Origin of the sequence: Marinobacter sp. S6332 (assembly GCF_023016045.1) — a bacterium.
Taxonomy (GTDB): domain Bacteria; phylum Pseudomonadota; class Gammaproteobacteria; order Pseudomonadales; family Oleiphilaceae; genus Marinobacter.
Genome location: NZ_JALKAP010000003.1, coordinates 246871 through 261812 on the forward strand (window position 1 = coordinate 246871; position 14942 = coordinate 261812).

At 54.0% G+C, this 14942-nt stretch carries 12 protein-coding genes; 5 read left to right on the forward strand and 7 right to left on the reverse strand.

The window, feature by feature from the left end; all coding sequences use genetic code 11:
- Positions 1–16: 16 nt before the first annotated feature.
- Both modB and modC read left to right on the forward strand, forming a co-directional pair.
- On the forward strand, positions 17–694 hold the full coding sequence (gene modB / locus MWU62_RS05885) for a molybdate ABC transporter permease subunit (RefSeq protein ID WP_247113982.1): 678 nt from the start codon (positions 17–19) through the stop codon (positions 692–694).
- Positions 694–1773, forward strand: coding sequence for a molybdenum ABC transporter ATP-binding protein (gene modC, locus MWU62_RS05890; RefSeq protein WP_247113983.1), 1080 nt, complete (start codon positions 694–696; stop codon positions 1771–1773). The genes modB and modC overlap by 1 nt, the downstream gene beginning before the upstream one ends.
- A 40-nt stretch (positions 1774–1813) precedes the next feature.
- Here the strand turns inward: modC and crp are convergent, their stop codons facing one another.
- Positions 1814–2455: a cAMP-activated global transcriptional regulator CRP gene (gene crp, locus MWU62_RS05895; protein ID WP_200362219.1), complete on the reverse strand. Its 642-nt coding sequence runs from the start codon at positions 2453–2455 to the stop codon at positions 1814–1816.
- Positions 2456–2723: 268 nt separating this feature from the next.
- Here crp and MWU62_RS05900 point away from each other — a divergent pair, with 268 nt between their 5' ends.
- Positions 2724–3146 carry an OsmC family protein gene (locus MWU62_RS05900; protein WP_247113984.1) on the forward strand — a complete coding sequence of 141 codons (423 nt, stop codon included), beginning with the start codon at positions 2724–2726 and terminating at the stop codon, positions 3144–3146.
- 171 nt (positions 3147–3317) lie between these two features.
- Positions 3318–4112, forward strand: coding sequence for an adenosylmethionine decarboxylase (gene speD, locus MWU62_RS05905; protein WP_247113985.1), 795 nt, complete (start codon positions 3318–3320; stop codon positions 4110–4112).
- A gap of 30 nt (positions 4113–4142) precedes the next feature.
- On the opposite strand, the gene MWU62_RS05910 is transcribed toward speD, so the two are convergent.
- Both MWU62_RS05910 and MWU62_RS05915 read right to left on the reverse strand, forming a co-directional pair.
- Complete coding sequence (locus tag MWU62_RS05910; RefSeq protein ID WP_200362226.1) at positions 4143–5009, reverse strand: phosphoribulokinase; 867 nt, start codon at positions 5007–5009, stop codon at positions 4143–4145.
- 39 nt (positions 5010–5048) lie between these two features.
- Positions 5049–8828 (reverse strand): DUF1631 family protein, encoded by a 3780-nt coding sequence (locus MWU62_RS05915; protein WP_247113986.1) that lies wholly within the window; start codon positions 8826–8828, stop codon positions 5049–5051.
- A gap of 115 nt (positions 8829–8943) precedes the next feature.
- On the opposite strand from MWU62_RS05915, the gene MWU62_RS05920 reads away from it, so the two are divergent.
- On the forward strand, positions 8944–10020 hold the full coding sequence (locus MWU62_RS05920) for an aminopeptidase (protein ID WP_247113987.1): 1077 nt from the start codon (positions 8944–8946) through the stop codon (positions 10018–10020).
- Here MWU62_RS05920 and argA read toward each other — a convergent pair.
- The 4 genes from argA to argB form a co-directional block, all read right to left on the reverse strand.
- Positions 9994–11301: an amino-acid N-acetyltransferase gene (argA, locus tag MWU62_RS05925; protein ID WP_247114128.1), complete on the reverse strand. Its 1308-nt coding sequence runs from the start codon at positions 11299–11301 to the stop codon at positions 9994–9996. The genes MWU62_RS05920 and argA overlap by 27 nt on opposite strands.
- A 194-nt stretch (positions 11302–11495) precedes the next feature.
- Positions 11496–12692: an acetylornithine deacetylase gene (argE, locus tag MWU62_RS05930; protein ID WP_247113988.1), complete on the reverse strand. Its 1197-nt coding sequence runs from the start codon at positions 12690–12692 to the stop codon at positions 11496–11498.
- Between the two features lie 27 nt (positions 12693–12719).
- Positions 12720–13973 carry an acetylornithine deacetylase gene (locus MWU62_RS05935; RefSeq protein WP_247113989.1) on the reverse strand — a complete coding sequence of 418 codons (1254 nt, stop codon included), beginning with the start codon at positions 13971–13973 and terminating at the stop codon, positions 12720–12722.
- Between the two features lie 24 nt (positions 13974–13997).
- The gene (gene argB, locus MWU62_RS05940; RefSeq protein WP_200362239.1) at positions 13998–14894 is read right to left on the reverse strand and encodes an acetylglutamate kinase; all 897 of its coding nucleotides are present in this window, start codon (positions 14892–14894) and stop codon (positions 13998–14000) included.
- Positions 14895–14942: the final 48 nt, after the last annotated feature.

Below are 14942 nucleotides of genomic sequence, written 5' to 3' on the forward strand. Positions count from 1 at the left end.
TAACCCGGCCGACACCATGGACATATATTGGGAGCCCGTGTGGCTCACGCTGAAGCTTGCAGGTTTGACCACAGTCGTGCTTCTGATGGTGGGAACGCCCATCGCTTGGTGGTTAGCGCGCAGCACTCACTGGGTTCGCCAGCCAATTGCAGCCATTGTCGCTCTGCCTTTGGTATTACCGCCTACCGTTCTCGGGTTCTACCTGCTGGTTCTGATGGGCCCTAAAGGCATGGTCGGCCAGCTAACCGAGCAACTGGGGTTGGGCCTATTGCCTTTCACATTCGAAGGCTTAGTGATTGCGTCGGTCATCTATTCCCTGCCTTTCACTGTGCAACCCCTGCAAAATGCTTTCGCTTCCATCAACGAGCAGTTTCTTGAGGTCGCATCCACGCTTCGGGCCTCACCCCGGGATCGCTTTTTCTCCATTGTGCTCCCCTTAGCGCGGCCGGGCTTTCTCACCGCCAGCGTGCTCACCTTTGCCCATACCATCGGTGAGTTTGGTGTAGTGCTAATGATAGGCGGCAACATACCCGGCGAAACCAAGGTGCTCTCGGTTGCTATCTACGATCATGTGGAATCTTTGGAATACACTCAGGCTCACTGGCTAGCGGCGGGCATGGTTGTGTTCTCCTTTGTGGTGCTGGTAACTCTTTATTCCCTTAACGGACGGCTGCAATCCGGGCTGGTGAAATAATGGCGGAAACCGGAATACAAGCACGACTCACCTGCAAAGTCGGAACGTTCTCGCTGGATGTTGATCTGGACCTGCCCGGTAGCGGGCTCACCGCTTTGTTCGGGCATTCCGGTTGCGGTAAAACAACGCTACTGCGCTGTATGGCGGGCTTACAGGGGGCGCGTGGCATTGTGTGCGTTAATGGTGACGAGTGGCAGAGCGAGTCTGGAACCCGTCCCGTTCATCAACGGCCTCTTGCCTACGTATTTCAGGAAACCAGCCTATTCCCTCATCTTTCAGTAAAGCGCAACTTGATGTACGGATACCGGCGCATTCCACAAAGCGAACGCCAAATATCCTTCGATCAAGCGGCTGAATGGCTGGGACTCTCGCACTTGCTCAACCGCATGCCGGAAAAGCTCTCAGGTGGCGAGCGTCAGCGTGTCGCGATTGCTCGAGCACTGCTCACAAGCCCCAAGCTCCTGCTGATGGACGAGCCTTTGTCGGCTCTGGACCAAAGCAGCAAACAGGAGATCATGCCGTATCTGGAGGCCCTGCGGGATAACCTCGCCATCCCCATGCTCTATGTGTCCCACTCTACCGCAGAAGTTGCACGGCTAGCGGACCATATCGTGATGATGGATAAAGGACAGGTAATTGCTCAGGGGCCATTGCAACAGATTATGGCACGTACAGATCAGCCTTTTGGGCTGGAGGAAGATGCCGGGGTCATTCTCGACGCTACCCTCTCGGAACGTGATGAACGGTGGCATCTGTGCCGGGCTGATTTTGCGGGAGGCCATCTGTGGCTTCGGGCTGATGAGAATCTGGCAATCGGTCAACGAGTCCGCGTGCAGGTGCTGGCAAGGGATATCAGCCTGGCCCTCAGCGAGCAAGCCGATCAGAGCATCCAAAACATCCTGCCCGCAACCATTAATGAAATAGCCACAGAGGTTAGCCCGGGCACTTCTATGGTGAGATTGCTGGCGGGACCAACACCGTTTCTGTCTCGCCTAACCAGCAGAGCGGTGCACAGTCTCGCTCTTGAGCCCGAGCAACACGTCTGGATGCAGATCAAATCGGTCGCTATTGTTGACTGACTAAGCAGACCTGCACCGGCTCAACGTGAAGCAGGCTTATTCAGCGGGTTCCGTAAACCACCATCGTTTTGCCTTTTACCATCACAAGCCCTTGATCTTCCAACGTCTTTAGCACCCGGCCAACCATCTCTCGGGAGCAGCCAACGATACGGCCGATTTCCTGTCTGGTGATCTTGATCTGCATGCCATCCGGATGTGTCATGGCGTCTGGTTCTTTGCACAAGTCCAGCAAGGTGCGGGCAACCCGGCCAGTAACGTCCAGAAATGCCAAATCGCCAACTTTGCGAGTGGTCTGGCGTAGCCGTGAAGCCATTTGCTCGCCAATAAAGTAGAGAACTCCGAGATCCTGCTGGGCAATTTCCCGGAATTTCGGGTAGCTGATTTCAGCCACTTCACATTCGGTTTTTGCCTTTACCCAGGCACTGCGGGAATCCATGTTGTCGAACAGACCCATCTCGCCGAAAAAGTCTCCAGCATTGAGGTAAGCCATGATCATCTCACGGCCATCGTCGTCTTCGATGATAACCGTCACGGACCCCTTTACGATGTAAAAGAGGGAGTCACTTTTGTCACCGGCATAAATAATAGTGCTCTTGGCCGGATACCGGCGGCGGTGACACTGCGATAGAAAATAGTCGAGATGCTTGGTTTTCTGCTCAACTGGATTGACGATAGTGGCCATAGTGCGAGTCGTGCCTCCTAAAATACTGGCGGGATCCGATGCTTGTTGTTCACCCGGCTTTCCCTGCGGGTTCGCTAATTTTTGCTACAAAACAGAACAACTTATAGCAAGAAGACCTTCGTCGAGCAACAGCTAACCGTATACAGGATGCATCTAGGGCACGTAGCGCCAACTGCCAGACAAGATCGGTTGTGCTAGCATTCTGATCCTTCAGGTTATTTCCGGTCGGGCTAATACCCGCTTATTGTGCAACAGGAGAGCACCCTTTATGAAAGCAAGAGTAGACTGGACAGGCAATGCCAGCTTCCGGGCCACCAGTGGCACTGGGCACTCTGTGCAACTGGACGGCCCGCCCGACCATGGTGGCGAGAACCTCGGCCCCCGCCCGATGGAAATGCTGCTCATGGGTCTTGGAGGCTGCTCTTCATTTGATGTAATGAGCATTCTGAAAAAGAGCCGCCAAGACGTTACTGCTTGTCACGCAGAGCTGGAAGCAGAGCGAGCGGATGCCGTGCCATCGGTGTTTACCAAGATCCACCTGCACTTTGTAGTGACCGGCCGCGATCTCAAGGAAAATCAGGTAAAGCGTGCGGTTAGCTTGTCTGCCGAAAAATACTGCTCGGCTTCAATCATGCTTGAAAAAGCCGGTGTGGAAATCACCCACAGTCATGAAATCCGCAGCGCGGAATAACCTATATCTTCAACGACTATTCAACGCCCCCCGCTGTGTGCATAATACCGCCCTTTCTCCGCCGGTCTGCGCAAAAGGTGAACAACCTGATCAGTCTTCGGTGGCGGCCTACGCAGAGCGCACAATTGCCGCTCTGCTGTCATTCATCTCCATAAATCGGAGGGGCTGAGCATGGAACCAAAACTCCAGTTGCACGGTTTCAACAACCTGACCAAATCTCTAAGCTTCAATATTTACGACATCTGTTATGCGCAGACTGAAGAGCAGCGTGAAGGCTATATTGATTACATCGATGAGATGTATAACGCAGAGCGTCTTACCCAGATCTTGACTGATGTGGTCAAAATTATCGGCGCCAACGTTCTTAACATCGCCCGCCAAGATTATGAGCCCCACGGCGCGTCGGTTACCATGCTCATCGCCGAGCATGAACTAACCAGTGGCGAGGAACCAGACAACGAAGAATCCCCCGGCCCGCTACCCGATACCATCGTGGCTCACTTGGACAAGAGCCATGTGACCGTGCACACCTATCCGGAAAGCCATCCTCACGAGGGCATCAGCACCTTCCGGGCAGACATTGACGTGTCCACCTGCGGATTGATCTCGCCTTTGAAGGTGTTGAACTACCTGATTCACAGCTTTGACTCTGACGTGGTTACCGTTGACTACCGTGTGCGCGGCTTTACCCGCGATGTCGACGGCACCAAGCATTACATTGACCACGATATCAACTCGATTCAGAACTATCTAACCGAAGATACGCAAAACGCCTATCAGATGATCGATGTGAACGTTTATCAGGAAAACCTTTTTCATACCAAGATGATGGTGAAAGAGTTTAATCTGGATAACCACGTTTTTGGTGAAAATGCCGAAGATCTGGACCCTGAAATTGCTCAGTCTATTGAAGAGCGCCTAAAGCGCGAAAAACTGGAGATATTCTACTCCCGCAACATGAAGTAAAGATTACCCGGTAAAGGGAGCCAACAAAGCTCAGGCAAACGATTTTTGGGCAATCAGGCGCTGCACCATGGGCCTCACTATCAGATCCATGGCCAGCGCCATTTTTGTGCCCGGAATAACCAGAGTGTCATGACGGGAAAGCGTGCTGTTCTGTATTGCTTGCAGCAAGTAAGCAAAATCCACTTCTGAGGCGTCCCGAAACCGAATCACCAGCATGCTCTCATCTTCAGTAGGTACGTCCCGAACAACAAAGGGGTTGGACGTGTCTACAAGCGGGATGCGCTGGAAGTTAATATGGGTGTGCGAAAACTGCGGCACTATATCGTGAACGTAATCGTCCATACGATTGATGATGGTGGCGACCACGGCTTCCTGACTGTAACCGCGCTGGTGGGTGTCGCGATGTATTTTCTGAATCCACTCCAGATTAACGATGGGCACTACACCAATGAGCAAGTCAACATACTGGGCAATGTTGTACGCCTCACTCACAACCGCTCCATGTAGCCCTTCATAAAACAGTATGTCTGTGTCGGGCTGCAAAGAGCCCCAGGCAGTGAATGTGCCTGGCTTATGGCCCTCAGCCTGTAGTTCGCGATCTTCGTCATGAACATACTGACGGTACCGGCCATTCCCGGTTTGGCCATAGTCGTAAAATAACGCTTCCAGTTTATCTATGTGGTTGGCGGCAAGCGCGAAGTGGTTACGCTCACCAAACTGGCCCTTGGCGGCCAGACGTGCCATTTGCTCGCGGTTATACCGGTGAAAGCTGTCACCACTCACCATGGCCGCTGAGAGCCCTTCGTTCGCAAACATGCGCCGAAAAATCTGTCCTGTGGTGCTTGTGCCAGCGCCAGACGAGCCGGTGACCGCAATAATAGGGTGTCGTTTTGACATAGCTGAGGTGCGCCAGAGGTTGAATAGAAACGAGAAACGTCAGGTAAGACTGTCGAGCGACCGGGGCTTCTCAATCACAAATCCCTGCGCGTAATCCACCCCAAGCTGCCTTAGTGTATCCAGAACCGCACGTGATTCAACCTGACTAGCGATCACTTCCCTGTCCATATAGTGCGCCATATCGACCATAGACTGCACCATGGCACGGTCGGTTTCACTGGTATTAAGTTGGCCAGTGAATGCGCTGTCGATCTTGATCAAATCCACAGGCAGCGAACGCATGAATTCAAACGAACTGGGGCCACTTCCGAAGTTCCCGAGGCAGAACCGACAGCCAAGCTCTTTCATCTCGATAATAAAGTCAGCCACTGCCTGTACATCATTAATAGCCGAAGCTTCGGTTACTTCAAACCAAAGGCGTTCGATGGGCGCGTCTTTTTCACTGAGCTTTTCGTAAATGTATTCCAGCAACGATTGATCATTCAAGGAGTAACCCGAGAGGTTGATACACACCCCACCCAGTTGACGCGGGTCTGGCGCCTGCACCCGCAACCAGTCCAGCATGTGCCCAACCACCCAGTGATCAACGGCCTGCATGCGATCATAGCGCTCCGCCATACGAACAAAGTCACGACCGGTAATAAGTGTTCCGGCATCATCGTACATGCTGATCAGCACTTCATATTGGGCTGCCATTTTCGTCCGGCCGTGCAGCGGGATAATCTTCTGGCAGCGCAACAGCATGCGCTCTTCGTCCAGATCACCGAGGCTGGCAACCTTGGCCGCTATCTGCTCTTGGCGGGCCTGATCTCCGGGGTTAAGGGTGTACTCTGCCAGCTTGCCAAGACCTTTCGTACGGGCATCACTTAATGCCTGCTCAGACGCCCTTAACCAGAGTTCAGCACTGATTAAGCCCGGCAACTCCGGCACCACACCAACACAAGCAGACAGCTGGTAATGACGCCCCCCATAAACAAATTCTGCATCTTCTACAGCAGCAATCAGGTCCTGGGCCGCGCCTCTTGCGTTCTCAGACGGTACCAACATACCAAACTCGTTACCCGCCAGCCGCGCAAGAGGCATACCGTCTCCTACGTGGTTGCGCAATAGGTCGGCCACACGTTTGAGTGCATCGTCACCAGCCTGATAGCCGGCAGTATCATTCAACAAGCGAAACTTGCGCAGATCCAACCTAAGCAGCGACCGCTCGTCTTCACGTCGGGCCAACTGCTGGTCTAGCATGCGCTCAAACTCGCGACGACTCAGAAGGCCTGTCAGTTCGTCATGGGTGGATGCCCAAGACAACTGGTCATAAACCTTACGCACCATGCGGTCGATACTCTCATCCACTAGGGGCCGCTCGTACTGGCTGTCCGGTACGATTATTCCTTTGCGCATCTGGCGGGCCAGAGCATCAAGCTCGACCTCTACAACCCGCATGCCCTGATGGTTCACGAAAACAAAACGGGTAAAGCCGCGCGCTACCCAAACCAGTCTAATGTACTGGGGCTCGTCAGGTTTTGTTTGATCCCGTAACCAGTCGCCCGTGCGCAATCTTTGGGCACGATTGATCCAGCGCTGCAAGCTGCGTTGTTCACGCTCAGAAAGCGACTTTTTAAGATCCTCAACGGGTTGAACTTTGGGAACTTCCACCATTTCTGGTGGGCTATCGGGGCTACGCACCAAAAATCGTTTCAGTTCGTCTCGTATCTGGGACGAAGGCATGTGGTTGCTGGAAATAGACGCCAGACCATCCTGAATCATCCGGAGCAATTCCGGTAGATTCACGGCAATGTCCCGGTCTTCTGCAAACGCCAGCAAGGAGTCAACAACCGCAAGGTAGTCCTGCCAAATCTGGCTATCCGGCCCCTGACGAATCCAAGTTAGCGATAACAAATCCTTCCAGCCGCCCTCCAGCAAGCTAATAATTGCTTTCGGGACTTTTCGCCCCTCCAGCCTCCGGTTCAGCACCTCCGCCACGGCGGTTTTGGACTCGGCAACCTTTTGGGCGCCTTCAGCAGCCGCGGTTACGCGCTCGACATTGCGGCGATACACCAGATTCTGGCGATCAATAAGGCCATCGAGTTCATGGACCGTGTGTTCGAAAACACCGGTATCCTGTTCAAAGTCGGTGGTGATGCGCTGGATAAGTTCATCCACTTTGCGCTGCACCACTGGGTTCAAACGACCGCCTTTAACGCCCAGTTGGGCCAGCCGATTCATAACTCCCCGAACGGGACTATTCTTGTCGTCAAAAAAAGCAGGGTCGCGCATCACCACTTTCAAAACCGGCACTTCAAGCTGGCGCATCCGCTCCTGAGCGTAATCACTGAGCTTCGGGCTCTCAGTCACAGAGTTGAAAAACCGATCTACAACATCCAGCGTATCCTGCTGCTCTTCATCGAGTTTTTTTCCGTCTGCCTCTCGAACTTTTTCTACAACACGCTCCCGCAGCGGAATAACATTGCTCTTGGTACTAGCTGGCTCTGTTTGCAGTTGCTGTAGCTCGCGCTGCAGCTCACCGGGAGACATGGGCCGTGCATTGGCGGCAAAAGGAGCAGGCTCTGCCTTACCCCGTGTTGCGCGGTTGGCCGCAAGTGTCCCAAGTAGACTGCGCACGGTGGCAAAGGCTGTTTGGGCAGCCTGAGCATAGCCTCGAAACTCGCTTCCGGAGCGATTTTTTCCTACGCTAGTATCAGTAGGCGGCGGTGGCGTGTCGTTAGCGTTAGCCCGCTCCACGCTCTGCTGGCTCGCGCGTTTAACCTCATCAGGACGCGGCGTTTGCTTGCTTATTTTCGGCTCTGGTTTGCTCGGAGTGGTGCCGACGGTCTGCTCACTCAGGTACTTGCTTAGATCAAGATCTGGCAGCACCCCGTGGCGGATCAGAATGTTGTTTAGCTCGTTATAAAGCGGCCCAAGGTGCTGCAGAACAGATTTTTCAAACACCTTCAGGCAAATCTTCTCAACATCTCTGGAAGCTTTCAGTTGGCTCAGACCGGCATGGAAAGACTCACACACTAATGATGGCCCAAGAGGGTTATGATGCCCGGTGGCATTGGCAATACCCAACTTGTCTAAGCGCAGCTTAAGCTGCAGGAGATCCTTACGGTATTGGGTGTCAGCTTTGGTGACCATTACCCGAATAGTCAGCCAATCTTCAAACTCGCCTTTGTCGACGACAGAGAGCTCTGAACCGGGGAAACCTTTGGGGGCTGGCTTGAGGGGCGATTCGAGACTGCGGGCGATTTGGTGCCAGATGACCCGCTGCCGAGCCTGAACCTGACCCGAAAAGTCCATTAGTTCGTTTGCCTGCTGATCGTTCGTGGCTTTCTGTGCAGCCGTCTTCAGAGCTTCGGCCATTTGCACGAAACAGGCGTCCATAAGTGGTTCGATATGCTGAACAACGGCTCGCGCAGATTGATGGAGGACAAACTGGACCCGCTCACTCGGGGCGCGTAAGGAAGCCCGTTCTTGCCCACCGGAGCCTCCGCACTGCTGCAGCATAGATGCAACAGCTTCGGGATTGTTGCGGGTAAAATTCACACCCATAGCACCGTCGATGCGCCGAACAACACTCACGTGAAGCTCATGCCGCCGCTTTCCATCCAGATCCCGGAAGCGCACGATTAACTCGGAGGGATTAGTGGTAGCAAAGGCTCGGTCAAGCTTGCGGGAGGTTTCACCGGAGTAGCGGACAAACAAGCCCTCCGGACAAAAATCCGCCACTTGGCACGGCCAAGATTCACCTGTGCCCAGATCAATCTGGGCGGCAAGCTTGATAGGTTTGCGGGGGCTGCTTCGACGTTCTCTCGGATCCATGGATTACCTGATGCTGCGCAAAGCCGGAGTATTAATAAGCTTATAATTCAAACCATAAGTGTACTATAGCGACCCATCGCAGACACACTATCCGCAAAGCTATAACATCGTACCTATGAAACAGCTTAGTCAGATCTATACGGTTTTACTACTGGTGGCACTACTGAGTGGCTGTACGACTTTCAGCTACTATTCTCAGGCCATTCGCGGCCACTTGGCTTTGACTATAGCCGGTAAACCGGTAGACAGCTTTATCAACAGCGAAGACACTTCACCAGAGCTCCGTGACAAGCTGATTCTTTCCCGACAAGCCCTGCAGTTTGCAAATGAGCACTTGGGGCTATCGCCCGGGGATACCTTTACAGACTACTTGGTTCTTGAGCAGCCCTGGGTTGTGGTTAATCTTGTTGCCGTGCCCGAATTCTCCTTGCAACCGCATCAATGGTGCTACCCGATACTGGGGTGTCAGGCCTATCGCGGGTACTTCCACCTTGAGGATGCTCAAAAAGAAGAAGCGAAGTTTCGTGCTCAAGGCTACGACACTTTCCTTGGTGGCGTTACTGCCTACTCAACGCTGGGCTGGTTTGACGACCCACTGCACTCCGGCTTTACCAATCTTGCCAATGACCGCATGGTGGCTTTAATGTTCCATGAACTGGCACATCAGGTGGTATACATCAAAGGCGATACCACCTTCAACGAGAGCTTTGCCACCGCCGTCGAACTCGAAGGTTTAAAGCTTTGGCTAACGCAAAAAGGCGACCCGGCAGCCTTTAAGAAGGCATTAATGCGGCTTGAACTCCGCAACCGCACCCACGCTCTGGTGGCAAATACAAATACTAAACTGGAGCGGCTCTTCCAACAACAAGATGTGCTTTCTGAAGACAGTTTACGCGAGCGCAAGCAGCACCTTTTTAACGATCTCAATGAAGCCTACGAAAGATTGCTAGCCAGCGAGACCGAGAGCAAAATTGGCCCGTTTGGCCACCCTCCTGTCGACTTCAACAACGCCCGGGTGGCTCTTTTTACCCAATACAACCAGCAGGTGCCTGCCTTTCGACAATTACTGAAAGAGACCGGGTATGATTTCCCGGCTTTTTATCGTGCCGTTGAATCTCTCTCCGAGCAGCCGGAAGCAATTCGCCAGCCAACACTGGACTCCCTATCAGAGCGGTTTGAAGAAAACTTTTGAATTGCGTTGCGTGTTGTAGGCCGCGAGCTTAGGCCCGGGCAACGACTGAACAGTGCTGGGCTGGAAGCCTCGCTCACGAAACCAGTGTTCGGTTTGTGTGGTTAGCACGAACAGTTTTTGGATGCCTTGGCTGCGGGCGTGTTTTTCCACCATCAATAAAATTTCGTCGCCCCGACCTGCACGGCGATAAGCGGAGTCTACTGCAAAGCAGGAGAGCTCACCCGCACCTTCATTCGGGTAATTGTGCAAGGCAGCACAGCCCACAATAGTGCCGTCGCGCTCGGCAACAACAAAATGTTCAATATCGGTTTCCAGCATTTCCCGCGACCGCCGTACTAGAATACCCTGCTCTTCCAGTGGCTCGATCAGTCCCAAAATACCACCGATATCTTCCGCCCGAGCCTGCCGGATCTGTTCATAGTGATCCCCGCTGACCAGAGTCCCTGTACCATCGCGGGTAAACAGTTCCTCGAGCAAAGCGCCATCGTTCACGTAACTGATAAAATGCGCCCGCCGGACGCCTTTCACACAGGCATCACAGGCGGCTCGTAGCAAGTCAGCATCGTGCCCCGTTACCGTGCCGTCCGCCAGCCTCTCAGGGGCTTGTCTGGCTGAAAGCTCACGAATCAAAGAGCCATCCTGCTCCAGCAAGCCTTGGTCATCAATAAACACCATAAGCTTTTCCGCCTGCAGTGCAGCGGCTACCTGACTGCCCACATCTTCGTAGGACAGGTTAAAGGCATCTCCGGTAGGCGAGTAACCTACGGGCGGCAGCAAAACAATATGGCTCTGCTCTAGTAGCTTCTCAATACCAGCTACATCAACACGGCGCACTTTTCCTGTATAACCGAAATCGATGCCATCCAGCACTCCGACCGGTTTAGCGGTTACATAGTTGCCACTGCTAACCCGAATGCGCGCATTGTGCATGGGGGAATTCACAAGCCCCATAGACAGCTGGCTTTCAAGGTATGCCCGCAAACCGCCCGTTGCCTCCATAGCCAGTGGTAAATGGTTTTCAGGAGTGATGCGCAAATTGCGGGAAAACGACGATTCTAGGCCAGCCTCGTCCAGACGCTTCTGAATTTGCGGGCGTGAACCAAAGGCAACAACCAGTCGCACACCCAGACTGCTCAACAAGGCGATGTCGTGAACGATGTTGATAAAGTTTTCATGCTCAAACGCATCACCGGGCAGGGTCAACACAACCGTACGGCCACGGTGTGCGTTGATATAAGGCGATGAGTGGCGGAATGAATGCAGCCAGCCGTTGGTTTTCAAATGGTGTTCCCCAATCGTATTTTCCATGTTTTTTTCGTGCGCCCGCATACTCGGAGAGCGCTGTCAGGCAGCCACTCCAAAACCGTGGAGCGCCAAGGATGGCGCGACCGAGCCCTACATGGACGTATTTACGGGCGTGTTTTGGAGTGGGTGCCTGACAGCGCTCCACCCCTCATTCTGGCGCGCCAAGTTGCTCAAAGACAGAACTGTCTGATTAGACCCTTTAGTATTTTCACCGTAGGCTCCAGTTGCGAGAGCTCTATAAACTCGTCTGGCTGGTGAGCCTGGTCAATTGAACCCGGGCCAAGCACCAGGGTTTCCATACCAAGTTTTTGCAACCAGGGAGCTTCGGTCGCAAAAGCAACGGCATGTGCGGTGTGACCAGTAAGCTGTTCACAGGCCTTCACCAGCGCCGCATCGGCTGGCGTCTCAAATGGCGGCACACCATCAAACAGCGGTTCAAACTCCATTGCCAGTTCACGACGCTCCGCCAATGGCTGAAGCCGGTGCAGAATATTCTGGCGCAGATTTTCCATGCTCATTCCTGGCAACGGACGCAGGTCAAAGTGCAATTCGCACCGAGCGCAAATTCGGTTGGGGTTATCGCCACCGTGGATGCAACCAAGGTTAAGTGTTGGCACTTGCACATCGAAATTCGGGTTGGTGTACTGTGCCTGCCAATCAGCTCGCAGAGTCAGAAGTTCGCCGAGGGCTTCGTGCATGCCTTCAAGGGCGTTGCGGCCCAAACCCGGGTCCGAGGAGTGACCGGACTGCCCCTCAAAGGTAAGCCGCTCCATCATGATACCTTTGTGCATGCGCACGGGCCGAAGGCTTGTGGGCTCACCGATAACCGCGTAGCGTGCCTTCGGCTTGCCAGCTTCTGCAAGCGCTCTGGCGCCGTTCATGGAGGTTTCTTCGTCAGCGGTGGCGAGAATGATCAGCGGCTGTTTCAGATCAGCAGCGGCGAATTCTCGAGCGGCCTCGATGGCTAGAGGGAAAAAGCCCTTCATGTCGCAGGTGCCCAAACCGTACCAGCGGTTGTCGCGCTCGGTTAAGGTAAAAGGGTCGCTCTGCCAGCGTTTGTCATCAAAAGGAACCGTATCCGTATGGCCAGCAAGAACCAACCCGCCGGAGCCACTGCCCAGCGTTGCAATGAGGTTATACTTGCCAGGCGTTTCTGGTACTGCCAGCAATTCAACAGAGAAACCCAGTGCCTCCAGCCACTCGCCAAGTGTTCGCACTACGGGTTCATTGCTGTGATCCCATTCAGCGGATGCGCTACTGATGGATGGCAGCGAGATCAGTGTAGTTAGCATTTCCCGCACATCGGGAACCGTTTCAGCTCTGTTGATTACCTTGCGACCACCATCATCGTTGCCAAACTGCGGCATTGTTTCTCCTCGCTCCGGGACGGAGCGTTATTGTGTCTGGCCTCGACGCCAGACTTCAAACGCTGTAACTGCTCGGATAGCAATAGGATAGGCTACCTCGCCTCCCGCCATTTCACGGGCGACTTCCAGTTCCTGTTCGTCAGCACTCGCCAGGCGACCTTTCACCAAATTCCCATTCGAGAGCGTCACCCGCACCTTGCGGCCAACCCATGCGGTTGCTGTCTCAAGGTTTTCTGGGTGCCAGCTGGCAACATCTGGGTTCTCGCGGGGGACAACTGGCTCCAACGCCGCTTTGGGGGGCTCTTGCACAACGGGTTCCGCTTTTTGCAGAAACACATCCGGTACCATGGCGCCATTGTATTCCACTGCCCAAGCCAAGGTGCCATCGGCACTTTCATCCGGCGCGCGCACGGGTATTCCGAGGGTTTCTGAGCCCGATTGCACAGAGGCTGTTATTTCTCCGCCCTCAAGCAACCACTGCCGGTAGAGTGCCAATAGTTGACCGCTGGGGCGCCAGCCTCGGGCTTTCAGCCCGGTTTCAAAGGTTGCCAGTGCCCGTGCAGCCCATTGCGATGCCTCCAACCCCGATTCTCTGGCGCAATAAGCTGCGACCCGGCGCATAAGCCCGCCGTCTCTTAGGGTAACTTCTAGGGGTTGGGTCGAACTCGTTAACGTCGTTTTGGGAGACACAAGGCTGATACGGGCCCCCGGCCAGTTAATCTCCAAGCTGCCAGTATTGGCTGTGTTCAATTCAATATGGAGCTGTTCGGGTGTCTGGCTAAGAACCAGCTCGCCAGTCAGGCGGGTGATCCCCATGCGCAAAAGGTCACCGCTACCTAGCTGTTGGCGTGGATCTGGCGCGCAGGGAAGTGCGAACAACGCTGTTTGTTCGCGACCGTCGACGCCTCCTGCCGTTACCCAGTTGCGGAACATGGTTGCTTCAAGCACCAACTCCAATCCCTCGGCCTGCAACGACCAATTGGCTGGCAACTCAGCCGGATTAGCAAGTGCTTCGAGCAAGGCAACAGGGGAGCCTGCGTCGAATTCCGCGCGGCCGATCACCAGAGGCTGGGTAAGCTCAAAACTTTGCCAAGCTGCTCCGGATAAAACCAGGCGGCCTTCAATGCCCGAGCCAATTTTGCCACGCTCTAAAACACCGGTCTCACTCAGCGCCTGACGTGCTTCCGCCATACGCTGGTCCGCCAGCCACCAAACTCCGGCCTTGAACGCGGCAAATCCAATTAGAGCAGCCAGTACCAGAGTTGTGAACAGGCGTTTCATCCAAAAAGTCCTTCAGCGGCGCCGTCAGTTACGGGAAATAAGTGTACCCACACCCTCATCGGTAAAGATTTCCAACAAGCATGCATGTGCGACTCGGCCATCAATGATATGGGAGGTGCGCACGCCGTTCTCCACCGCACTTAACGCACACCGAATTTTCGGCAGCATGCCGCCGTGGATGGTGCCGTCCTCGATTAGATCGTTCACCTGCTGCGCTGTTAACCCGGTGAGCACTTTGTCTTCCTTGCTCTTGAGCCCAGACACATTGGTCAGAAGCATTAGCTTTTCAGCCTTCATGGCTTCTGCAACCTTGCCAGCCACGAGATCCGCATTGATATTGTAAGAGGCGCCATCCGGCCCAACGCCAATCGGCGCAATGACCGGAATTACATTGCTGCGGGTGAGCATATCAATCACATCCACATTAATACTGGCAACCTCGCCAACACGCCCGATATCTATAATCTCAGCGCGTTCCAACTCTGGTGAGCGATCTACCACTTCGAGCTTGCGAGCGCGAATGAGGTTGGCATCTTTGCCGGTGAGGCCGATGGCGGTGCCACCTTGGGCGTTAATCAAGGACACGATTTCCTTGTTCACCTGACCACCCAATACCATTTCCACTACATCCATGGTTGCTGCATCGGTCACGCGCATGCCGTTCACAAAGCGGGACTGAATATTCAAGCGCTGCAGGAGCTCACCAATCTGCGGACCACCACCATGAACAACAATCGGATTGATGCCCACCAGTTTCATCAGCACAACATCACGGGCGAAGCTGCTCTTTAGCTCTTCGTTTTCCATGGCGTTGCCGCCATACTTGATAACTACTGTTTTGCCGGTAAACCTTTGAATATAGGGTAAACCCCGGCTGAGTACGGTAGCCACCTGCATTGCCGTTTCACGATCCAGCGTCATTTTTTTGCCTTAATACATCTAAATTAAAATCGAAAGCCTTAGGGGTGA